Origin of the sequence: Delftia tsuruhatensis, assembly GCF_903815225.1 — a bacterium.
Classification (GTDB): Bacteria; Pseudomonadota; Gammaproteobacteria; order Burkholderiales; family Burkholderiaceae_C; genus Comamonas; species Comamonas tsuruhatensis_A.
In genome coordinates, this window is record NZ_LR813084.1 from 1277971 (window position 1) to 1298975 (window position 21005).

Annotated in this window: 19 protein-coding genes; 6 read left to right on the plus strand and 13 right to left on the minus strand. The window is 66.7% G+C overall.

The window, feature by feature from the left end; genetic code table 11:
• Position 1: 1 nt before the first annotated feature.
• Positions 2–1150: a glutamate 5-kinase gene (gene proB, locus L1Z78_RS05760; RefSeq protein WP_234640595.1), complete on the plus strand. Its 1149-nt coding sequence runs from the start codon at positions 2–4 to the stop codon at positions 1148–1150.
• Positions 1151–1210: 60 nt separating this feature from the next.
• On the opposite strand, the gene L1Z78_RS05765 is transcribed toward proB, so the two are convergent.
• A complete protein-coding gene (locus tag L1Z78_RS05765) occupies positions 1211–1900 on the minus strand; it encodes an RNA pyrophosphohydrolase (protein ID WP_234640596.1) in 690 nt (229 codons plus the stop codon).
• A 94-nt stretch (positions 1901–1994) separates the two neighbouring features.
• Here L1Z78_RS05765 and L1Z78_RS05770 point away from each other — a divergent pair, with 94 nt between their 5' ends.
• Together L1Z78_RS05770 and L1Z78_RS05775 are read left to right on the plus strand one after the other, a co-directional pair.
• Positions 1995–3740 carry a proline--tRNA ligase gene (locus L1Z78_RS05770; RefSeq protein ID WP_234640597.1) on the plus strand — a complete coding sequence of 582 codons (1746 nt, stop codon included), beginning with the start codon at positions 1995–1997 and terminating at the stop codon, positions 3738–3740.
• Positions 3741–3754: 14 nt separating this feature from the next.
• Positions 3755–4390: a lytic transglycosylase domain-containing protein gene (locus L1Z78_RS05775; protein ID WP_418921706.1), complete on the plus strand. Its 636-nt coding sequence runs from the start codon at positions 3755–3757 to the stop codon at positions 4388–4390.
• Positions 4391–4433: 43 nt separating this feature from the next.
• Here L1Z78_RS05775 and L1Z78_RS05780 read toward each other — a convergent pair whose 3' ends face one another.
• The 5 genes from L1Z78_RS05780 to hemA all read right to left on the minus strand — a co-directional run bounded on the left by L1Z78_RS05780 (position 4434) and on the right by hemA (position 9771).
• Positions 4434–5804, minus strand: a complete 1371-nt coding sequence (locus L1Z78_RS05780; protein WP_234640599.1) for a hemolysin family protein — start codon at positions 5802–5804, stop codon at positions 4434–4436.
• 174 nt (positions 5805–5978) lie between these two features.
• Entirely contained in the window at positions 5979–6302 is a 324-nt protein-coding gene (grxD, locus tag L1Z78_RS05785) for a Grx4 family monothiol glutaredoxin (protein ID WP_234640600.1), read from the minus strand.
• A gap of 100 nt (positions 6303–6402) precedes the next feature.
• Positions 6403–7254, minus strand: coding sequence for a peptide chain release factor N(5)-glutamine methyltransferase (gene prmC, locus L1Z78_RS05790; protein WP_234640601.1), 852 nt, complete (start codon positions 7252–7254; stop codon positions 6403–6405).
• A 2-nt stretch (positions 7255–7256) separates the two neighbouring features.
• Complete coding sequence (prfA, locus tag L1Z78_RS05795; protein WP_234640602.1) at positions 7257–8339, minus strand: peptide chain release factor 1; 1083 nt, start codon at positions 8337–8339, stop codon at positions 7257–7259.
• A gap of 115 nt (positions 8340–8454) precedes the next feature.
• On the minus strand, positions 8455–9771 hold the full coding sequence (gene hemA, locus L1Z78_RS05800) for a glutamyl-tRNA reductase (protein WP_234640603.1): 1317 nt from the start codon (positions 9769–9771) through the stop codon (positions 8455–8457).
• A gap of 72 nt (positions 9772–9843) precedes the next feature.
• On the opposite strand from hemA, the gene L1Z78_RS05805 reads away from it, so the two are divergent.
• On the plus strand, positions 9844–10119 hold the full coding sequence (locus tag L1Z78_RS05805; protein ID WP_234640604.1) for a hypothetical protein: 276 nt from the start codon (positions 9844–9846) through the stop codon (positions 10117–10119).
• 26 nt (positions 10120–10145) lie between these two features.
• On the opposite strand, the gene L1Z78_RS05810 is transcribed toward L1Z78_RS05805, so the two are convergent.
• Positions 10146–11081, minus strand: a complete 936-nt coding sequence (locus L1Z78_RS05810; RefSeq protein WP_234640605.1) for a LysR substrate-binding domain-containing protein — start codon at positions 11079–11081, stop codon at positions 10146–10148.
• Between the two features lie 139 nt (positions 11082–11220).
• Between L1Z78_RS05810 and L1Z78_RS05815 the strand changes: the two genes are divergently transcribed.
• Positions 11221–12213, plus strand: coding sequence for a tripartite tricarboxylate transporter substrate binding protein BugE (locus L1Z78_RS05815; protein ID WP_234640606.1), 993 nt, complete (start codon positions 11221–11223; stop codon positions 12211–12213).
• Positions 12213–13118, plus strand: coding sequence for an N-formylglutamate amidohydrolase (locus tag L1Z78_RS05820; RefSeq protein ID WP_234640607.1), 906 nt, complete (start codon positions 12213–12215; stop codon positions 13116–13118). The genes L1Z78_RS05815 and L1Z78_RS05820 overlap by 1 nt, the downstream gene beginning before the upstream one ends.
• On the opposite strand, the gene L1Z78_RS05825 is transcribed toward L1Z78_RS05820, so the two are convergent.
• The 6 genes from L1Z78_RS05825 to ugpB form a co-directional block, all read right to left on the minus strand.
• The gene (locus L1Z78_RS05825) at positions 13115–15508 is read right to left on the minus strand and encodes a DUF3772 domain-containing protein (protein ID WP_234642100.1); all 2394 of its coding nucleotides are present in this window, start codon (positions 15506–15508) and stop codon (positions 13115–13117) included. The genes L1Z78_RS05820 and L1Z78_RS05825 overlap by 4 nt on opposite strands.
• Before the next feature lie 138 nt (positions 15509–15646).
• Positions 15647–16411 (minus strand): glycerophosphodiester phosphodiesterase, encoded by a 765-nt coding sequence (ugpQ, locus tag L1Z78_RS05830; protein WP_234640608.1) that lies wholly within the window; start codon positions 16409–16411, stop codon positions 15647–15649.
• 89 nt (positions 16412–16500) lie between these two features.
• Positions 16501–17511, minus strand: a complete 1011-nt coding sequence (gene ugpC, locus L1Z78_RS05835; RefSeq protein WP_234640609.1) for a sn-glycerol-3-phosphate ABC transporter ATP-binding protein UgpC — start codon at positions 17509–17511, stop codon at positions 16501–16503.
• Between the two features lie 86 nt (positions 17512–17597).
• A complete protein-coding gene (gene ugpE, locus L1Z78_RS05840; protein ID WP_234640610.1) occupies positions 17598–18446 on the minus strand; it encodes a sn-glycerol-3-phosphate ABC transporter permease UgpE in 849 nt (282 codons plus the stop codon).
• Between the two features lie 2 nt (positions 18447–18448).
• Complete coding sequence (ugpA, locus tag L1Z78_RS05845) at positions 18449–19330, minus strand: sn-glycerol-3-phosphate ABC transporter permease UgpA (RefSeq protein ID WP_234640611.1); 882 nt, start codon at positions 19328–19330, stop codon at positions 18449–18451.
• 124 nt (positions 19331–19454) lie between these two features.
• Positions 19455–20759, minus strand: a complete 1305-nt coding sequence (gene ugpB / locus L1Z78_RS05850; protein WP_234640612.1) for a sn-glycerol-3-phosphate ABC transporter substrate-binding protein UgpB — start codon at positions 20757–20759, stop codon at positions 19455–19457.
• Positions 20760–21005: the final 246 nt, after the last annotated feature.

The window sequence follows — 21005 nt, forward strand, 5'->3', positions numbered from 1 at the left end:
CATGTCTTCCAATCTGTTGCGCGATGCCCATCGCATCGTGGTCAAAGTCGGCTCCAGCCTGGTGACCAATGAAGGGCGCGGTCTCGACGAGGCCGCCATCCAGGAATGGAGCCGCCAACTGGCGGCGCTGGTGCGCGGCGATGAAAGCCATGGAGGCCAGCGGCGCGAGGTGATCATGGTCTCCAGCGGCGCCGTGGCGGAAGGCATGAAACGCCTGGGCTGGGCGGCCCGGCCCAAGGAGATCCATGAGCTTCAGGCAGCTGCCGCAGTAGGTCAGATGGGGCTGATCCAGATGTACGAGTCCAAGCTGCGCGAGCAGGGCATGGGCAGTGCCCAGGTGCTGCTCACGCATGCCGACCTGGCGGACCGCGAACGCTACCTGAACGCGCGCACCACCTTGCTGACGCTGCTGGAGCTGGGCATCGTGCCGGTGATCAACGAGAACGACACCGTGGTCAACGACGAGATCAAGTTCGGCGACAACGACACCCTTGGCGCCCTGGTGGCCAATCTGGTCGAGGCCGATGCCCTGGTCATCCTCACCGACCAGCGCGGGCTGTACAGCGCCGATCCGCGCAGGAATCCCGATGCACGCTTCATCGATGTGGCCAAGGCGGGGGATCCGGTGCTGGAGGACATGGCGGGCGGCGCGGGCTCGTCCATCGGCAAGGGCGGGATGATCACCAAGATCCTGGCGGCCAAGCGCGCTGCGGGTTCGGGGGCTTCGACCGTGATCGCCTGGGGGCGTGAAAAGGATGTTCTGGTGCGGCTGGCCGCAGGCGAGTCCATCGGCACCTTGCTCGTGGCCCAGACCCACAAGAACCAGGCGCGCAAGCAGTGGATCGCCGACCACCTGCAACTGCGCGGCTCCGTGGCCGTCGATGCGGGCGCCGTGGCCAAGCTGCGCGATGAAGGCAAGAGCCTGCTGCCCATAGGCATGGTGAATGTGGATGGTGAATTCGCCCGTGGCGATGTGATCGCCGTGCGGGATGCCCAGGGCATCGAGGTGGCTCGCGGCCTGGCCAACTATGCCAGTGCCGAGGCGCGCCTGCTGTGCCGCAAGAGCTCGGCCGAGATCGAGCGCCTGCTCGGCTATTCGGCCGGGCCCGAGATGGTGCATCGCGACAACATGGTGGTTGCCGGCCACTGAGACATGGAGTCCACCCTGAACGACAAAGCGCACCCTCGGGTGCGCTTTGTCGTGGTGCCATCAGACCTTGCCAGGGTCGGGCAGCAGGCTGGGCTGCTGGCCTGACTGCGGATCGGGATCGAAGCAGGCCCCAGGTGGCAGCTCCATGCCGGGATTGACACGAAAACTGCCGGTACGGGCGGGGTGCAGGCCGGGGGCCGCATAGGCTTCCGGACCGGCTTCATGTGCTTCCCTGGGACGCATGCCGCTGCGCAGATAGCGGTTGCGCTGCTGCTCGCCGCGCGGCAGGAAACGGGCCAGCTCCGTCAGGGCCATCTCGTAGACGCCGCGCTTGAACTCCACCACCACGTCCAGAGGAACCCAGTAGTCGTTCCAGCGCCAGGCATCGAACTCGGGATGGTCCGTGGCACGCAGGTTCAAATCCCAGTCGTGACCTACCAGTTGCAGCAGATACCAGATCTGCTTCTGACCTTTGTAGTGTCCGCGCGCATCGCGGCGGATGTACCGGTCTGGCACCTCGTAGCGCAACCAGTCCCGGGTGCGGGCGACCACGCGAACGTGGTTGGGCATCAGCCCCACTTCCTCATGCAGTTCCCGGAACATGGCCTGTTCGGGTGTCTCCCCCCGGTCAATGCCACCCTGTGGAAACTGCCAGCTGTGGGTGCGGATGCGCTTGCCCCAGAACACCTGGTTCTTTTGGTTGAGCAGGATGATGCCGACGTTCGGGCGAAATCCGTCCCGGTCAAGCATAATCGAACCCCAATTTTCTGAATTGTGTCCATTATGCACGGTGCCTTGCCAGCGGCAAGCACGCTGCCCCCGATTCCCGCGAAGCCCCTGATCCATGAAAGCCTCCCAATTTTTCATCTCCACCCTCAAGGAAGCTCCGGCAGATGCCGAAGTGGTCAGCCACAAGCTCATGATGCGGGCCGGCCTGATCAAGAAGCTGGGCGCGGGCATCTACAACTACATGCCCATGGGCCTGCGTGTGATCCGCAAGGTGGAGGCCATCGTGCGCGAGGAGATGAATCGGGCCGGGGCTGTCGAGGTGACCATGCCCGTGGTCCAGCCTGCCGAGGTGTGGCAGGAGACCGGCCGTTTCGAGAAGATGGGCCCGGAGTTGCTGCGCATCCAGGACCGCCATGGCCGTGACTTCGTGATCCAGCCCACCAGCGAGGAGGTGGTGACGGACATCGCCCGCCAGGAGCTCAAGAGCTACAAGCAACTGCCCAAGAACTTCTACCAGATCCAGACCAAGTTCCGCGACGAGCGCCGCCCCCGCTTCGGCCTGATGCGCGGGCGCGAGTTCATCATGAAGGATGCCTACTCCTTCGACAAGGACCGCGATGCCGCGCAGGCCAGCTACCAGACCATGCGCGCGGCCTACAAGCGCATCTTCGACCGCTTCGGCCTGCAGTACCGAGCCGTGCGTGCCGACAGCGGCGCCATCGGCGGCGACCTGAGCGAGGAATTCCAGGTGATCGCCTCGACTGGCGAGGACGCCATCGTCTACTGCCCCGCCAGCGACTACGCCGCCAATATCGAGAAGGCCGAGGCCCTGGCCCCGGCGGGCCCCCGCCCCGCGCCAGGCCAGGCCATGGCGAAGGTGGCCACGCCCGGCAACAGCACCTGCGAATCGGTGGCGGCGCAGCTGGGCCTGCCGCTGTCGCAGACCGTCAAGTCGCTGGTGCTGGCCACCGATGTGCTCAACGACAAGGGAGAACTGGCCGGCAGCCAGGTCTGGCTGCTGCTGCTGCGCGGCGACCATGACATGAACGAGATCAAGGTGGCCAAGGTGGCGGGCCTGGACGCGGGATTCCGTTTCGCCACGGTGGCCGAGATCGAGGAACACTTCGGCTGCCAGCCCGGCTACCTGGGCCCGATCGACTTGAAGAAGCCCGTGAAGCTGGTGGTGGACCGCGAAGTCGCCGTGCTGGCCGACTGGGTCTGCGGTGCCAACGAGGCCGACTTCCACATCACCGGCGTGAACTTCGGCCGCGACCTGCCCGAGCCCGATGCCGTGGCCGACCTGCGCAACGTGGTCGCAGGCGACAAGTCGCCCGACGGCGCGGGTGAACTGGCGATCGAGCGCGGCATCGAAGTCGGCCATGTGTTCTATCTGGGCACCAAGTATTCACAGGCCATGAATGCCACCTTCCTGGCCGAGAACGGCAAGCCCACGCTGTTCGAGATGGGCTGCTACGGCATCGGCGTCACGCGCCTGCCGGCGGCCGCCATCGAGCAGAACCATGACGAGCGCGGCATCATCTGGCCCGACGCGATCGCGCCGTTCACCGTGGTGGTCTGCCCCATCGGCATGGACCGCAGCGAAGCCGTCAAGGAAGCTGCCGAAAAGCTGCACGCCGAGCTGCTGGCGCTGGGCGTGGACGTGATCCTGGACGACCGCGGCGAGCGTCCCGGCGCCATGTTCGCCGACTGGGAACTGATCGGCGTGCCGCACCGCGTGGTGCTGTCGGACCGTGGCCTCAAGGAAGGCCAGGTCGAGTACCAGCACCGCCGCGACACCGAGGCGACCAGGCTGGCCGTCGCCGAGGTGCTGTCGCATCTGAAGCAGAGGCTGGGCCTGTGAGCCAGGCTTCCGTGATGGCGCGCCGCGATTGCCTGCGCCTGGCAGCTTCGCTGGGCACGGCACCGCTGCTGGCTGCGGTCGGAGCGCCTGCCTGGGCCGGCGGGCAGCTCGAGGAGCCTCTGGCCGACTCGGTGCGCACGGCGCTGAGCTCGGCCGTCACGGGATCGGCACCGCCGGAGCTGCGCTTTGCCTCCACCGAGGCGCGACTGGACTATCTGCGCTGGCTCACGGCCAGCAGCGAGCGCCTGCGCTCGCGCAAGCCTGATCTTTCCACGCGGCTGGAGTTCCTCCAGACGGTCTGGTACGAGTCCAAGCGCGCCGGCCTGGAGGTTTCGCTGGTGCTGGGTCTGGTGCAGGTGGAGAGCGCGTTCCGCAAGTTCGCCATCTCCAGCGTGGGCGCCCGCGGCTACATGCAGATCATGCCGTTCTGGATGCGGCTGATCGGCGACGGGGACATCGGCAAGCTGTTCCACATGCAGACCAATCTGCGCTTCGGCTGCGTGATCCTGCGCCACTACCTGGACCGCGAGAACGGCGATGCCTACATGGCGCTGGGCCGCTACAACGGCAGCCGTGGCCAGCCCCAGTACCCGAATGCCGTCTTCGCGGCGCAGCGCCGCTGGGAAATCGAGCCTCCGCGCTCGGTGTGATCGACGGCAGCGGGCATGGCCGCCCGCCATCGCCGCAGTCTCGTCAGCCCGGGTCCGAGGACATGCTGGACACCTTGGCCACGGCCGCCGCCGTGTCGCCCGCATTGGGGGGCGCAGCCGGGCTGCTGTCCGACATGCGGGTGACCAGGACCTGGTCGATGCGGTAGCTGTCCACATCCATGACCTCGAAGCGGTAGCCACCCCATTGCACGGTGTCCGTGCGCCTGGGGATGCGGCGCAGCATGACCATGAGGAAGCCGCCCAGTGTCTCGTAATCCTCCGAGTGCGGCAGGTCGTCAAGCTCCAGGGCCTGCATCACGTCCTCCACGGGAGTGACGCCGTCGATCAGCCAGGAGTTCTCGTCGCGCCGCAGGATCTGCTCCTCGTCGCCGGGGCCGACCAGGCCGCCCATCACCGTGCTCATCACGTCATTGAGCGTGACCACCCCGACCACCAGGCTGTATTCGTTGACGATGACGGCGAAGTCCTCGTGCACCTGACGGAACTGCTCCAGCACCTCGGCCAGCGTCAACCGGTCCGGCACGACCAGGACCTTGTGGACGAGCGAGTCGTCCATGAGCGACAGGGGCTGGTTGTTCAGCGCGCGCTGGAACAGATCCTTGGCATCCACATAGCCGACGATATGGTCTATGTCGCCATCGCAGACGGGGTAGGTGGAGAAAGGCTCCTCGGCGATACGGGCCCGGATCAGCTCATCGGGATCGTCGCGGTGGAAGTAGGCGATGCGGTCGCGCTGGGTCATGGCCGAGCCGATGGTGCGCGAATCCAGCTCGAACAGGTTGGCGATCACCTGCTGCTCCTGGGCGGCCAGCACGCCGGCGCGGGCGCCAGCCTCGGTCATGGCAAGAATGTCCTCGTGCGTGATGCGGTCGTCGCGCACCGTGGGCAGGCCGAACAGCTTGGCCACGGCGTCAGCCAGATGATTGAAGCACCAGACCAGCGGCTTGAGCACGGCCATGCACCACAGCATGGGGCGCAGCACACGGACGGCCAGGGCTTCGGGTTCGGCCATGCTCAGGCGCTTTGGCAGCAGGTCGGCGAACAGGATGAACAGGGAGGTGACCGTGGCGAAGGACAGCAAGAAGCCCACGGTCTGCGCCCGGCTCTCGGGCAGCCAGAGCATCAGCAGGTCGGCCAGGTAGGGCGTCAATGCCCCTTCGCCCACGACGCCGCCCAGGATGGCGACGGCGTTCAGTCCTATCTGTGTGACCGTGAAATACTCGCCCGGCTGGGTCTGCATCTTCATGACGAGCTCGGCGCGAGGCTCGCCATCCTCCGTCATCTGCCGCAGCCTCAGGCGCCGCGAGGCGGCCAGCGAGATCTCGGCCACGGAGAAGAAGGCGCTGGTCAGGATCAGCGCGACGATCAACAACAGACTTTGGGACAGACTCATAGGCAGGGCGGGAAGCGGTCACAGAGGCGCACTTCCGGATGTGAAAGATGTGTCTATTCGACCACACATCGCATGTCCCTGGCCTGCATGCTTGCCCGAAGGCTTTCGAACGGGAGACGGGCACAAAAAAAGCCACCCCAGGGGGTGGCTGATTTTCTGGGCGGGTGCGAAGGCTCAGGCCTTGGGCGCCAGCAGCTGCTGCAGCTCGCCCGACTCGTACATCTCCATCATGATGTCCGAGCCGCCGATGAATTCGCCCCCCACATAGAGCTGGGGAATCGTGGGCCAGTTGCTGTAGTCCTTGATGCCCTGGCGGATCTCCTGGTCATCGAGCACATTGACCGTGGCGATGTCCCTGGTCTCCACGCCGCAGGCCTTGAGGATCTGGATGGCGCGGCCCGAGAAGCCGCACATGGGAAAGCTGGCGCTGCCCTTCATGAACAGCAGGATGTTGTTGCTCTTGACCAGTTGGTCGATGCGTTGCTGGGTGTCGCTCATCTGTGTGGTGCTCCGGATCGTGTTGGGCGCCGCAGGCGCGGCATGGAGGGGATTATTTCACTCTCGGTGCGGGCCCGGGAAGCATGCGGGAATGTCCCGCTCAGGCGCGGTGATGCCACTGCCCGCCCGTGCAGCGTGCGATGCCGCCCAGGTCATGGCGGTGCTGCACCTTGCCAAAGCCGGCCTCGCGCAGCAGGCAGGCCACGGCATCGGCCTGGTCCCAGCCATGCTCCAGCAGCAGCCAGCCATCGTCGGCCAGGTGTCCGGGCGCCTGGCCGACGATGGCGCGGATGTCGGCCAGGCCGTCGGCCCCGCTGGCCAGCGCCGACAGGGGTTCGTGGACCAGCGCCCGCAGATGGGGGTCGTCGTCCCGGATGTAGGGCGGATTGCTGACGATGAGGTCGAACGCCGCCTGGCCTGCCAGCGGCTCCAGCCAGTTGCCCTGCGCCAACTGCACGGGTAACCCCAGGCGCCGTGCATTGGCACGCGCCACGGCCAGGGCCTCGGCGCTGGCATCCACGGCCCAGACGGTCGCGGCGGGGCGTTGGCTTTGCAGTGCCAGGGCGATGGCGCCGCTGCCCGTGCCCAGGTCCGCCACACGGCATGTGGAGTCGTCCACGGGTTGCATATGCTCCAGCGCCCAATCCACCAGGGTTTCGGTATCGGGCCGGGGGTCCAGCACGCGCGCGTCCACGGCCAGGTCCAGGCCGTAGAACTCCTTGTGCCCCGTCAGGTAGGCCACGGGTTCGCCATCCAGGCGCCGCGCGCACAGCGCGGCGTAGGCCTGGGCCTGCGTCGCCGCCAGCGCATCCTGGTCATGGGTGAGCAGCCAGGCGCGGCCCGCGGCCTGGCGCTCCAGGACATGCAGCAGCAGCATCTGCGCATCGATGCGCGCAAGGCCCTGACCCTGGGCCTGCCGCAGGGCCTGCTCGATGGTGGTCGGAGTGGCCATGGTCAGGTGTTGACCTGCAGCTCGGCCAGCAGCTCGGCTTCGCGCGCGGCCTGCAAGGCGTCGAGGACATCGCCCAGATCGCCTTCCATCACGGCCAGCAGCTTGTAGATCGTGAGGTTGATTCGGTGGTCGGTCAGGCGTCCTTGCGGGAAGTTGTAGGTGCGGATACGGTCGCTGCGGTCTCCGCTGCCGATCAGGCCCTTGCGCAGGGCGGCCTCCTTGGCCTCGCGCTCGCTGCGCTCCTTTTCCTGCAGGCGCGCCTGCAGCACCTGCAGGGCCTTGGCCTTGTTGCTGTGCTGGCTTCGGCCGTCCTGGCATTCGGCGACGATGCCCGTGGGGAGGTGGACCACGCGCACGGCCGAGTCGGTCTTGTTGATGTGCTGGCCGCCGGCACCGCTGGCGCGGAAGGTGTCGATGCGCAGGTCGGCAGGGTTGAGCGTGATGGCCTGGGTCTCGTCGGGCTCGGGCATCACGGCCACGGTGCAGGCGCTGGTATGGATGCGGCCCTGGGTTTCGGTGGCGGGCACGCGCTGCACGCGGTGGCCGCCCGACTCGAAGCGCAGGCGACCGTAGACATTCTCGCCTTCCACGCGCAGCACGACTTCCTTGTAGCCGCCCAACTCGCTCTCGTTGGCGCTCATGATCTCGACCTTCCAGCCCACGGAGTCGCAGTAGCGCGTGTACATGCGTGCCAGGTCGCCCGCGAACAGGGCCGACTCGTCGCCACCCGTGCCGGCGCGGATTTCGAGATAGGCATCGCGTGCATCGTCGGGATCCCTGGGCAGCAGCAGGCGTTGCAGCTCGTCTTCGAGCAGCAGCAGTTCGGCTTCGGCCCCCGAGATTTCCTCGCGCGCCATCTCGGCCATGTCGGGGTCTTCCAGCATCTCGCGGGCGCCGGCCAGATCGCCTTCGCGCTGGCGGTAGCGGGCGTAGCGTCCGGCGATGGCCGTCACATCCGCGTGCTCGCGCGAGATGGCGCGGTACTGCTTCATGTCGCCCATGATGTCTTCGCGCGAGAGCAGGAAGTCGAGTTCTTCTAGGCGCTGGGCATAGCGCTCCAGCTGTTGGCGCAGGAAATCTTGCATGGCGGGGAGTATGGCTTGGGGCGGGGCCGCGTCGCGGCGGCGGGCGGCGGATCGGCGTGAAAAAGCCGCGGGAAGGTGGGCTGCCGTCGTGCGGCTGCGATGGCGGCTAGCGCTGCTAAAGCGACTTGTCCGCGGACGGCGTGCGTTGGGCCGAGCGCAGGAACAGGCGCGAGACCGTGTCCATGGTCTGGTGGCGCTGCCCGGCATCGCCCTTGTGCAGCTCGGCCAGGGTGCCATGCAGCATCTTCTGCGTGAGGCCGCGCGACAGCGCCTCCAGCACGGTGTCGATGTCCTCGCCCTTGGCCAGCAGCTTCTTGGCACGGGCGATCTCCAGTGCCCGCCATTCGTCGGTCTGCGTGTTGAGCTGGCGGATCAGCGGCACGACGCCGGCCTGCGGGCGGCGCTGGTCCAGCCAGTGCATGAAGCTTTGCACGCCGTGGTCGATGATGACCTCGGCCTGCTCGACCGCCGCCTGGCGCTGGGCCTGGCCCGTGCGCACCACGGTGGCCAGGTCGTCCACCGTGTAGAGGTAGACATCGCGCAGGTCCCTGACCTCGGATTCGATGTCGCGCGGCACGGCCAGGTCGACCATGAACATGGGGCGGTGCTTGCGCTTCTTGAGCGCGCTTTCGACGGCGCCCAGGCCGATGATGGGCAGGCTGGAGGCCGTGCAGCTGATCACGGCGTCGTATTCGTGCAGATGTTCGGGCAGATCGGCCAGTCGCATCGTGCCTGCGCCAAACTGGGCCGCCAGCTTCTCGCCACGCTCCAGCGTGCGGTTGGCGATCATGATCTGCCGGGGGTTGCGCGCCGCGAAATGGGTGGAGACCAGTTCGATCATCTCACCCGCGCCCACGAAGAGCACCTTGATCTGGGACAGGTCCTCGAACAGTTGGCCTGCCAGGCGCACGGCGGCTGCCGCCATGCTGATGCTGTGGGCACCGATCTCGGTGGAGCTGCGAACCTCCTTGGCCACGGCGAAGCTGCGCTGGAACAACTGGTTCAGCGTGCTGCCCAGGGCGCCCGCGTTCTCGGCGGCGCGCACGGCATTCTTCATCTGGCCCAGGATCTGGGCCTCGCCCAGCACCATGGAGTCCAGGCCGCTGGCCACCCGGAAGGCGTGGCGCGCCACATGGCCATCTTCCAGCAGGTAGGAGTGCGAACGCAGCAGCTCCGAGGAAATGCCGCCGCTATGGGCCAGCCAGTGCACCGTATGGTCCAGTGCCGGCGTTTCGGCCGCACAGTAGATCTCGGTGCGGTTGCAGGTGGACAGTATGGCGGTCTCGACCGCGCTGTGCCGGCGGCCCGGGCCGGTCAGCGATTCGCGCAGGCCCTGCAGCGTGGGCACGATCTGATCGAGCGCGAACGCGAAGCGACCCCGCATATCGAGCGGAGCCGTGTGGTGGTTGATGCCGAGTGCCCAGACTGCCATAACCGGAGATTATAAAATTTCGCGCTGATTCAGGCATCCCTGACCGCAACACCATGGAATCGGAGTCCCTATATGGGTGTGATGGCGAGCGCGAACCATGTGCTCAACTTCCTGGCGCCCGCGCTGTTCCTGTCCTTGGGACTGGTGTTGTGCTCCCGGCTTATGTTTGGAAAAGCGCCGCAGGCTTATGCCTGGTGGGTACAGGTTGCTATCAATCTGATTGTTGGTGCCGCAGTGCTTTTCGCGGGCCTGTGGTGGTTCGGACGGGACGGAAAGATCGCCACCTATGTGGCTTTGGTGGTGCTGATGGCGTTTTGCCAGTGGGTGCTTTCGCGCGGATGGCGCTGATCGGGGTGAAGGAGATTTGACGTGGATCAATCGATCCGCAGTTGCCCGGCCGCCACAGTAGCCGGTGCCGATGCGGCGCGGGAGGTGGCTGCCTGGGCCAGCAGCCATTGCCGGAACTGCGAAAACGCTTCGGAAGGCATGCGCGCCACAGGCCGGCACAGGAAGTAGCCGCGCTCGATGTGCACCGGGGCAGGCAACGCCAGGGCCACGCGCCCGGCCGCCAGGTCCTGCTCGACGAGGCAGCGCTGGACCAGGGCCACGCCCATGCCGGCGGCCACGGCCTGCACCAGCAGAGCCACCAGCTCGAAGTCCGCCGCCGGCCTGGGGCAGGGGCCCGGCAGGCCCAGGTGTGCCATCCAGCGCGCCCAGTTGCCGGGGTAGTTGGTGTGGAACAGCAACGGGCGCGCCAGCACATCGCCAGGACTGCGCAGGCCCGGCAGATCCCTGGGGTGGCAGATGGGGACCAGGTCGCGGCCCACCACGTAGTCGGCCGCCACATGCGCAGGCCAGGGTTCGCTGCCCACGCGCACCCAGCCGTCGATCTCGGCGGCATTCAACGGATCGTCTCGGCGGTAGGGCGCGAAGGACAGCACGATGCCCGGATGGCGTGCATTGAAGTCGGGCAGGCGGGGGATCAGCCAGTGGCTGAACAGCGTGGGCACCACGGACAGCCGCAGCTGCGGCCCGAAGTGGCGCCTGCGCACGGCCGCCGAGGCCGACTCGATGGTATGGATGGCCGGCTCCACGGCCTGCAGGTACTCGCGGCCCGCCTCGGTCAGAACGCTGCGCCGGCCCTGGCGCTCGAACAGCGCGAACCCCAGATGCTCCTCCAGCCTGGCGATGGCCCGGCTGATGCCGCCCTGGGTGACATACAGCTCCTGGGCCGCCAGGGAGTAGCTGCCCAGGCGTGCCGCTGCCGCAAAGGCGTGCAGCTCGGAAATCGAGGGGGAGTGCATGCGCATGACGGATGCAATTATGACGGTTCGTCATGGTTGATTGCCGTCTTGTCCCTTTTCGCTGGCAGCTGCGCTGTCCAGAATCGGCGCCTGTCCGGTGAAGCCCCTGCTCCACCGCAATCACAGCTCACGAGAGGAAACCCCCATGCCAATGCGCCGCACCCTGTTGTCCAGCCTGGCCGCCTGCGCCGCCATCGCCCTTGTGGCTCCCGCCGCCTGGGCCCAGGGCCCGGCCGCCGACTACCCCAGCCGCCCGATCCGCCTGGTCGTCCCCTTCGGCGCCGGTGGCTCCACCGACATGGTGGCGCGCCTGCTGGCCGAGAAGATGAGCACCATCCTGGGCAAGTCCGTGGTGGTGGACAACAAGGGGGGCGCGGGCGGCTCCATCGGCGCATCCGAGATCGCGCGTGCCGCACCGGACGGCTACACCATCGGCATGGCCACGGTGAGCACGCATGGCTCCAACCCGGCCATCTTCCGCAAGCTGCCCTACGACCCGGTCAAGGACTTCGCGCCCATCACCAACGTGATGTCGGTGCCCAGCGTGTTCGTGATCAATGCCAGCGTGCCCGCCAAGACCATGAAGGAATTCATCGCCCTGGCCAAGGCCAATCCGGGCAAGTACAGCTTCGCCTCGCCGGGCACGGGCTCGCTGGGCCATGCCAATATCGAGAACTTCATGAATCTGGCCGGCATCGACCTGCTGCACATTCCCTACAAGGGCGCGGGCCAGGCCATCACCGACGCGTTGGGCGGCCAGGTCAATGCCATGACCGACAACCTGCCCTCCACGCTGCCCCACATCAAGGACGGCAAGCTGCGTCCGCTGGCCGTGCTGGCCTTCAAGCGCGCCGATGTGCTGCCCGACGTGCCGACCTATGCCGAACTGGGCTTCCCGCAGATGGGGGACGGCGGCTGGTTCGGCCTGGTCGCACCGGCCGGCACGCCGCGCGCCATCATCGACAAGCTCAATGCCGCCGCGCACAAGGCCATGGCCATGCCCGACTACGTCGAAAAGCAGAAGTCCATCTCGGGCGAACCCATGGGCAATACGCCCGAGCAGTTCGCGCAGCAGATCAGGGCCGCCATCGAGCGCTACACGGCCGTGGCCAAGCGCGCCAACATCAAGCTCGACTGATGGACCGCATGGCAGAGAACGATTTCCTGTGCCCCCGGCCGGACACCCCGGTCGTGGTGCATGCCGCAACCGCCGAGGCGCTGCCCATCGTCTGCGACTCGCCGCACAGCGGCACCTCCTATCCCGAGGACTTCGGCCACGCCGTACCCATGTCCTTGCTGCGCCGTGGCGAGGACACGCATGTGGCCGCTCTGTGGGACCAGTGGCCTGCGCACGGCGCGACGCTGATCGAGGCGACCTTTCCTCGCACCTACATCGACCCCAACCGCAGCGAGGCCGACCTGGATCCTGCGCAGATCGACGGCACATGGCCGGTGCCGCTGACGCCCAGCGTCAAGACGCAGCAGGGGCTGGGCCTGATCTGGCAACGCATCAGCCGCGACGGCGTGGCCACGCCGCTGTATGGGCGTCCGCGCACGGTGGCCGAGATTGAGCATCGCATCGCGCGCTACTGGCGCCCCTACCATGCGGCGCTGGCGCAGGCCATTGATGGCAGCGTGCGGCGCTTCGGTGCCGTGTGGCACCTGAACCTGCACTCCATGCCCAATGATGTCTACAAGCGCCTGGGCCGCAGCGATGCGCCGCCGCTGGCCGACTTCGTGCTGGGCGACCGCGACGGCACGACCTGCGCGCCCGGGTTCATCCGCCTGGTGGGCGAGACGCTGGCGGGATTCGGCTACAGCGTGGCCTACAACGAGCCCTACAAGGGCGTGGAGCTGATCGGCCGCATAGGCCAGCCGCATCTGGGGCGCCACAGCCTGCAGATCGAAATCCGCCGCCCTGTCTACATGGACGAGGACACGCGCGAGCCCAACGCGGGCTTCGAGCCGCTGCGCGGCCACCTGCGCCAGGTGATGGCGGTGGTCGCGGACCATGTGCGCTCGGAGATGGCTGGGCGCGGCTAGCCCGGGCCTTCGGCGGTGCCGGACAGTGCCTGTGCGCCTGCCGCAGCCGGCGCCGCCACCGAGGTGGTCGCCGGTGGCGACAGGTACAGGCCGGCACTCTTGAGCGAGGCCAGGATGCTGAAAAGCACATCGCTGCGCACGCCGCCCGCGTTGCGCGGGTTGCCCACATAGCCGATGGCCAAGAAGGTCAGCGTGCCGTTGGCAATACCTTCGAGCTGCACCATGGGCTCGGGCGTGTCCAGAATGCCTTCGTGCGCGCGGAAAGCGTCGAGGATCAGCGTGCGCATGCGCTCGGCATCGGTGTCCAGCGGCGCGGGCAGGCGCAGCAGCACGCGGCCTGGCGCGCCGGCCAGCGTCATGTTGCGCACGGTCTTGGTGATGAATTCAGAGTTGGGCACGATGACGGTGGAGCGATCGCCCAGTTGGATCTCCGTGGCACGCACGTTGACGCGGCGCACGTCGCCCTCGGTATCGCCCAGCACCACCCAGTCTCCCACCTTGACCGGCCGCTCGGCCAGCAGGATCAGGCCCGAGATGAAGTTCTGCACGATGGCCTGCAGCCCGAAGCCGATGCCCACGGACAGCGCGCTGGCCACCCAGGCAATGCGCTCCACGCTGATGCCCAGCCCCGCCAGCGCCACGGCCACCACGAAGATGCCCCCCACATAGCCCAGCAGCGTGGTGATGGAGCTGCGCATGCCGGGTTCCAGCGCGGTGTTGGGGAAATAGCGGTCCGTCAGCCAGCGCTTGATCACCCGGATCACGACCAGACCCGTGACCACCACGGCCAGCGCGGTCAGCAAGGCCTGGGGCGCGATGGTGAACTCGCCCACCTTGAGGCTATGGTTGATGCTGCTGCCACGGCGGAAGACCTCGTCGGGTCCCGTGCCCAGCGGTGCCAGCAGCGCGATCACCATGTAGAACAGCAGGGCCACGCGCAGCAGGCCCGAGGCCAGCACGGCGGCCTGGTCCAGCAGCCGGGCCTCAATGCCCAAGCCCTGGTTCAGTCGCGCTCCGAAGCCGCCCTTGGACGACAACAGGGCTTCGCACAGGTCGTCACCGAGCTGGAACAGCAGGTAGGTGGTGGCAAAGACCACGCCGGTCCACACCATCTGGCGCGCCAGCGTACCGGCCAGCGCGACGAAGCCGCTGGCCGCCAGCGTGATGGTGGCGATGCTGGCCAGCCCTGCGCAGGCCACGAGCAGGCCCACCCACAGGGGGCGAGGGGTGGGGAGTTCCTCGGAGTCGCAGGCGGGTTGGGGCGTGCGCAGGTGACGCAGTGCCAGCATCACGATGACCGGGATGAGCAGGGAAGAGGTCGCATGCACCGTGACTTCGGCGGCCAGGCTGGCGCCGATGATGCTGTTGACCTCGGTCACCAGGGCGCTGAGTGCGGCGACACCGGCGATCCACCAGGGGTAGGGGCTGAGGCGGCGCGCCAGCTCGTCCGACACGCCGGGCAGGCGCCAGGAGCTGCGCCTGCGCGACAGCAGCGTCTGGCCCAGCGAGACGACGAAGGCACCGAACAGCGCGCTTTGCACGCTGGCCCGGGCCAGTGCCTGCAGCGGTTCGCCGAAGCCGTCGCCGGCCTTGAGGACGCTCCAGGCCAGTTGTGCGGCCAGTCCGATCAGCAAGGTGTTGATCAGCACCGTGGCCGCAGCTCGCAGCGAGCGGCGCAGGCGACCGCTGGGCAGGCGTGCCGGCGCGGCGCGCACCAGCAGGCGTTCGGCCAGCCAGGGGCCCAGCAGGGCGATCAGCAGGGCGGCTGCCAGGCTGGCCAGGAACCCGCCACGGCGCTCGGACCCCATGGTGGAGGCCACGGCCTCGCGCAGCCCATGTCCCAGACCTCGCAGACGCACTCCGTCCAGCGGCGCGGCAGCGCGCAGATTGCGCCAGAAAGATCGGCCCAGGGGCGAGTCGGTGCGTGCCGTCAACGCAGCCTGGAACTGCTCACGGCGCTGGCGTATCAGCTCGTTGCCGCGCTGGTCCGCGTCCACCGATACTAGGCGGGCCAGCTTGAGTTCGGAATCCACGGCGCTGCGCTGCCGGGCCAGGCTGGCGCGCTGCTCGGCCACGTCGGGGGCATCGGCGGGGGCGCCTTTCTCGGGAGCGGGGCCCAGGCCTGCCAGGCGGGAATCGATGTCGGCCAGCTCCTGGCTGCGGCGGGCGGCAACCTGATCGGCCGCCGTGCCGATGGCGGCGGTCTCGTCCAGCAGCTTGCGGCCGTCATCGTCCTCCGCCAGCTTGCGGGGAATGGCATCGAGTTGCCTGCGCAACTCGTCCACGCCGGGCAGGGCGGGTTTGTCCTGGGCTGCGGGCGCATCGACTGCGGGTCGATCCTGGGCCTGGAGCGGGCTGGCGCATGGCAGCAGTGCCAGTGCCATGAGCATGGTCGCCAGCGCGTGGCGCATTGCCGGTGCGGCCCGGACGCGGGACCTGGTAGGAGGCGCAATCATGGGGGCCGATTGTGCGCGGTGCCGCGCGCACAGGTGTTTCCAATGGTCCTGCCCGGCCTGCCAGCAGCCGCCTCAGCGTGAGGCCGGACTGAAGAGATCCACGCGGTCGGTGATGATGCCGTCCGTGCCCAGGTCGATCAGGCGCTGGGCGGCCCATTCATCGTTGACCGTGTAGCTGCTGCAGCGCAGGCCCGCGCCATGGACCTTGGAGACCAGGGCTGCGTCCCACAATGCATGGTTGAGCACCATGGCCGAACAGCCCAGGTCCAGCGCCGTGCGCAGGTCGGTATCGCCCGTGGCGTCGGCCAGCCTGTCCACCAGCAGCCCACGCGGAATGTGCGGCGCCGTGTCGCGCGCCCCCTCGAGGGATTCGGTCTTGAAGGAGGTGAACAGCGGCTGAACCCGATCCCTGGGCCAGATGCGGTTCATCAGCTCGCCCGTGGCGCGGCCCGTGGCTTCTTCCTGGCCTGGCGTGGGCTTGATCTCCACGTTCAGGAAGAAATGGTTGGCCAGGCACCAGCGTGCCAGCGCCTCCAGCGTGGGCAGGGCCTCTCCCGCATAGGCGCGCGAATGCCAGCTGCCTGCGTCGAGCTGGGCGATCTCGCCCATGGTGAGATCGCCGCCCGTGCCGTGGCCGTTGGTGGTTCGTTCCAGCGTGGCATCGTGCATCAGGAACAGCACGCCGTCGCTGGACAGCTTGGCATCGCACTCGAACATGCGCCAGCCGTGGGCGGCGCCCAGGCGGAAGGCGCCCATGGTGTTCTCGGGTGCCAGCTTGCCGGCGCCGCGGTGGGCCACCCACAGGGGGTAGGGCCAGGGTTTCAGGTTCTCGGTCATGGCGAGTCCGTCGGGAAGGAAGGCTTGGAAGGAAAAAGAGAGCCTCTGGGGCTCTCTTGGATGAAGGCCGGGGCCGGCCTTCGGCAGGATCAGATCCGCTTTCCTGTTTCGGCGTCGAACCAGTGCAGGCGGCGTTCTTCGGAAGGCTTGACGCGCAAGGTCTCGCCGGCCTTGGGAAAGGGTGAGCCTTCGTCGATGCGCACCGTAATGCCTTCGCCATTGAGGGTGCCGTAGACCAGACGCTCGGCGCCCAGCATCTCGACGGTGTCCACCTGGATCTCCCAGCCGCCTTCGGCGACGACGGTCAGGTGCTCCGGGCGGATGCCCAGGATGCGGCCGGCCGCGCCGCCGGGAGCATTCTTGAGCAGGTTCATCGGAGGCGAGCCGATGAAGCTGGCGACAAAGGTGGAGGCAGGCGTGTGGTAGACCTCCTCGGGCGTGCCGAACTGCTCCATCACGCCGCCGTTCATCACGATCATGCGCTGGGCCAGGGTCATGGCCTCGACCTGGTCGTGGGTCACGAACAGGCTGGTGATGCCCAGCTCGGCGTGCAGCTTCTGGATTTCGATGCGGGTCTGGCCGCGCAGCTTGGCGTCCAGGTTGGACAGCGGCTCGTCGAACAGGAAGACCTTGGGCTGGCGCACGATGGCGCGGCCCATGGCCACGCGCTGGCGCTGGCCGCCCGACAGCTGGCGCGGCTTGCGGTCCAGCAGGTGCGACAGCTCAAGGATCTTGGCGGCCTTGTCCACGCGGCGCTTGATTTCGTCGGCCGGCACCTTGGCGATCTTCAGGCCATAGGCCATGTTCTCGTAGTTCGACATATGCGGGTACAGCGCATAGTTCTGGAACACCATGGCGATGTCGCGCCTGGCCGGCTCCACGTCGTTGACCACCTTGTCGCCGATCAGCAGCTGGCCGTCGGAGATCTCCTCCAGGCCGGCCACCATGCGCAGCAGGGTGGACTTGCCGCAGCCCGAGGGGCCGACGATGACGACGAATTCGCCGTCCTTGATTTCGGCGTTGACGCCGTGCAGTACCTGGTTGGCCGACGGGCCGTGGCCGTAGCGCTTGATCAGGTTGCGAAAGGAAATGGATGCCATACGAAGATTCTGGTTGAGTCGCAGGGCGAAGGGCGCTGGCGCTTGCTCTGCGGGGTTCTATACGGTGGGTGGGGGCGGAAGGGGGCTTACTTTTCGGTATCCACCAGGCCCTTGACGAACCAGCGCTGCATCAGGATCACCACGGCAGCGGGCGGCAGCATGGCCAGCAGGGCCGTCGCCATCACCACGTTCCAGTCGTTGCCGGTATCGCCGCTGGCCACCATGCGCTTGATGCCGATGACCACGGGGTACATGTCTTCCGAGGTGGTCACGAGCAGCGGCCACAGGTACTGGTTCCAGCCGTAGATGAACTGGATCACGAACAGCGCCGCGATCGAGGTCTTGGACAGCGGAACCAGCACATCCTTGAAGAAGCGCATGGGGCCGGCGCCGTCGATGCGGGCGGCCTCCACCAGTTCGTCGGGCACCGTCAGGAAGAACTGGCGGAACAGGAAGGTGGCCGTGGCCGAGGCGATCAGCGGAACCGTCAGGCCCGCGTAGCTGTTGAGCATGCCCAGCGTGGAGACGACTTCGTAGGTGGGGCCGATGCGCACTTCCACGGGCAGCATCAGCGTCACGAAGATCAGCCAGAAGCAGATCTTCTTGAAGGGGAAGCGGAAGTACACCAGTGCGAAGGCCGACAGCAGCGAGATCGCGATCTTCCCCACGGTGATCACCATGGCCGAGACGAAGCTGATCCACATCATGCGCGCCACGGGAGCGCTGGAGCCGGGGCCCGAGCCGCCGAACAGGGCGGCCTTGTAGGTTTCCCAGAAGTTGCCGCCGGGCACCAGGGGCATGGGCACCTGGATGATGTCCTGCGGCGTGTGCGTGGAGGCCACGAAGGCCAGGTACAGCGGAAAGCCGACGATGATCACGCCGAGCACCATGATCAGGTGCGAGAAAAAGGTCAGGAGGGGGCTGCGTTCAACCATGATCAGTATTGGACTTTCTTCTCGACATAGCGGAACTGAACCACGGTGAGCGCGACCACGATCACCATCAGCACCACCGACTGCGCGGCAGAGCCGCTCATGTCCATGGCCTTGAAGCCGTCGTGATAGACCTTGTAGACCAGGATGGAGGTGTCCTGGCCCGGACCGCCCTGGGTCGTGGCGTCCACGATGCCGAAGGTGTCGAAGAAGGCGTAGACCACGTTCATCACCAGCAGGAAGAAGGTGGTGGGCGACAGCAGCGGGAACTGGATGTCCCGGAACCGGCGCATGGGGCCCGCGCCGTCGATGGCGGCAGCCTCGATCAGCGACTTGGGAATGGACTGCAGGCCCGCGAGGAAGAACAGGAAGTTGTAGGAGATCTGCTTCCAGATCGCGGCGATGACGATCAGCGTCATCGCGTTGTTGGAGTTCAGCAGGTGGTTCCAGTCATAGCCGCTCATGCGCAGCGCATAGGCCACGACGCCGATGGAGGGCGAGAACATGAACACCCACAGCACGCCAGCCACGGCAGGGGCGACGGCATAGGGCAGCAGCAGGGCGGTCTTGTAGGCGAGCGCGCCCTTGATCACGCGGTCCGCGAAGATGGCCAGCATCAGCGACAGCGCGATGCCGAACACCGCCACCAGCAGCGAGAAGATGGCCGTGGTCTTGAACGAGGCCAGATAGGCCGGATCCTCGAACAGGTGCTGGAAGTTGGCCAGGCCCACCCATTCGGTGGAAAAGCCGAAGGTATCCTGCGCCTGGAAGGACTGCACGATGGCCTGACCGGCTGGCCAGAAGAAGAAGACCAGCACGATGACCATCTGGGGGGCTATCAGCACCCACGGCAGCCAGGCGGATCGGAAAAGAACGCGTTTTTCCATGACGGAGCTCGGGTAGAACAAAACAGCCCGCAACCTGGATGGCCCTGGGGCCGCCGGTTGCGGGCCTGTGATGCACGGTGCGGACTGCTTGCGCAGCGCCCGCGCCGCGGATCACATGGGGGGATTACTTGTTGGCCCGGGCAAAGCGACCCAGTTGCTCGTTGCCGCGGGTGACCGCGGTGTCCAGCGCCTGCTGGGGCGTCTTCTTGCCGGTCCAGATCTGTTCGGTTTCCTCATCAATGATGGTGCGGATCTGAACGAAGTTGCCCAGGCGGATGCCGCGCGACTTGTCGGTGGTCTTGCGGATCATCTGCGTCACGGCTGTGTCGGTGCCGGGGTGCTTTTCATAGAAGCCCGAAGCTTCGGTCAGCTTGTAGGCGGCCGTGGTCACCGGCAGATAGCCGGTGCGCTGGTGGCTGGCGGCCTGGATCTTGGAGTTGTTCAGGAAATTGAAGAAATCGGCCACGCCCTTGTAGTTCTCCGCGCTCTTGCCGGCCATCACCCACAGCGAGGCACCGCCGATGGCCGTGTTCTGGGGCGCTCCCTTGACATCGGCGTAGTAGGGCAGCTGCGACTGGCCGAAGGCGAACTTGCCTTCCTTGACCACGCGGGCATACAGGCCCGAGGAGCCCGTGATCATCGCGCATTCGCCGGAAGCGAAGGCGGCGTCCGGCACGTTGCCGCGGCCCTTGTACACGAAGCTGCCATCCTTGGCGGCCTTGGCCAGGTTCTCGAAGTGCTTGACGTGCAGCGGCGAGTTGAATACCAGCTTGGCATCGGTGCCGTCAAAGCCGTTGTTCTTGGTCGCGTACAGCGTGTTGTGCCACAGCGAGAAGCTCTCCAGCTGGGTCCAGCTCATCCAGCTGGTGGTCAGCGCGCAGCGATGGCCCGAAGCCTTGAGCTTTTCGGCGGCTGCGAACACTTCGGGCCAGGTCTTGGGCGGCTTGTTCTCGTCCAGGCCGGCCTTCTTGAAGGCGTCCTTGTTGTAGTAGAAGATGGTCGTGGAGCTGTTCAGCGGATAGCTCATCATCTGGCCGTTGGGGGCCGTGTAGTAGCCGGCCACGGCCGAGATGTACTCGCCCTGGTCGAACTTGAAGCCGCCATCGTTCATGATCTTGGTGACCGGCACCACGGCGCCCTTGGACGCCATCATGGTGGCCGTGCCCACTTCGAAGACCTGCAGGATGTCGGGCGCGTTTCCGGCGCGGAACGCGGCGATCGCTGCCGTCATGGACTCGTCATACTGGCCCTTGTAGGTGGGCACGATCTTGTACTTGGTCTGGCTGGCGTTGTATTCCTTGGCGAGGTCGTTCACCCAGTCGCCCAGGGCTGCGCTCATCGAGTGCCACCACTGGATTTCGGTTTGGGCTTGCGCCGAGATGGCGGTGGCTGCGATGGCGGCGGCCATGGCCAGTTGCTTCAGTTGCATGAGGACTCCTCTGGTTCGGTGACGGTTTCAGACCGCTGCCACGGTACGGCAAGGGCATGACATGTCTGTGTCATTGTTTTCGCTTGCTTCGCACCGCACTACAGGCCAAACCCGGGTGAGCCCTGGTCCCGTATGTCAGTCGTGTGACAAAAGATGACACGCGAAGCGGCGCCATTTTAGGTCAATACCATTTCGTTTCCAAAGCGCGGGTTGTTCGTATTGGCTCGTTTGGGCTCTTTCTGTATA

What these genes read in the sequence shown, in the direction of transcription:
- proB (WP_234640595.1), top strand. Translation starts at nt 2, where the DNA reads ATGTCTTCCAATCTGTTGCGCGATGCCCATCGCATCGTGGTCAAAGTC.
- L1Z78_RS05765 (WP_234640596.1), bottom strand. Translation starts at nt 1,900, where the DNA reads ATGCTTGACCGGGACGGATTTCGCCCGAACGTCGGCATCATCCTGCTC.
- L1Z78_RS05770 (WP_234640597.1), top strand. Translation starts at nt 1,995, where the DNA reads ATGAAAGCCTCCCAATTTTTCATCTCCACCCTCAAGGAAGCTCCGGCA.
- L1Z78_RS05775 (WP_418921706.1), top strand. Translation starts at nt 3,755, where the DNA reads ATGGCGCGCCGCGATTGCCTGCGCCTGGCAGCTTCGCTGGGCACGGCA.
- L1Z78_RS05780 (WP_234640599.1), bottom strand. Translation starts at nt 5,804, where the DNA reads ATGAGTCTGTCCCAAAGTCTGTTGTTGATCGTCGCGCTGATCCTGACC.
- grxD (WP_234640600.1), bottom strand. Translation starts at nt 6,302, where the DNA reads ATGAGCGACACCCAGCAACGCATCGACCAACTGGTCAAGAGCAACAAC.
- prmC (WP_234640601.1), bottom strand. Translation starts at nt 7,254, where the DNA reads ATGGCCACTCCGACCACCATCGAGCAGGCCCTGCGGCAGGCCCAGGGT.
- prfA (WP_234640602.1), bottom strand. Translation starts at nt 8,339, where the DNA reads ATGCAAGATTTCCTGCGCCAACAGCTGGAGCGCTATGCCCAGCGCCTA.
- hemA (WP_234640603.1), bottom strand. Translation starts at nt 9,771, where the DNA reads ATGGCAGTCTGGGCACTCGGCATCAACCACCACACGGCTCCGCTCGAT.
- L1Z78_RS05805 (WP_234640604.1), top strand. Translation starts at nt 9,844, where the DNA reads ATGGGTGTGATGGCGAGCGCGAACCATGTGCTCAACTTCCTGGCGCCC.
- L1Z78_RS05810 (WP_234640605.1), bottom strand. Translation starts at nt 11,081, where the DNA reads ATGCGCATGCACTCCCCCTCGATTTCCGAGCTGCACGCCTTTGCGGCA.
- L1Z78_RS05815 (WP_234640606.1), top strand. Translation starts at nt 11,221, where the DNA reads ATGCCAATGCGCCGCACCCTGTTGTCCAGCCTGGCCGCCTGCGCCGCC.
- L1Z78_RS05820 (WP_234640607.1), top strand. Translation starts at nt 12,213, where the DNA reads ATGGACCGCATGGCAGAGAACGATTTCCTGTGCCCCCGGCCGGACACC.
- L1Z78_RS05825 (WP_234642100.1), bottom strand. Translation starts at nt 15,508, where the DNA reads ATGCTCATGGCACTGGCACTGCTGCCATGCGCCAGCCCGCTCCAGGCC.
- ugpQ (WP_234640608.1), bottom strand. Translation starts at nt 16,411, where the DNA reads ATGACCGAGAACCTGAAACCCTGGCCCTACCCCCTGTGGGTGGCCCAC.
- ugpC (WP_234640609.1), bottom strand. Translation starts at nt 17,511, where the DNA reads ATGGCATCCATTTCCTTTCGCAACCTGATCAAGCGCTACGGCCACGGC.
- ugpE (WP_234640610.1), bottom strand. Translation starts at nt 18,446, where the DNA reads ATGGTTGAACGCAGCCCCCTCCTGACCTTTTTCTCGCACCTGATCATG.
- ugpA (WP_234640611.1), bottom strand. Translation starts at nt 19,330, where the DNA reads ATGGAAAAACGCGTTCTTTTCCGATCCGCCTGGCTGCCGTGGGTGCTG.
- ugpB (WP_234640612.1), bottom strand. Translation starts at nt 20,759, where the DNA reads ATGCAACTGAAGCAACTGGCCATGGCCGCCGCCATCGCAGCCACCGCC.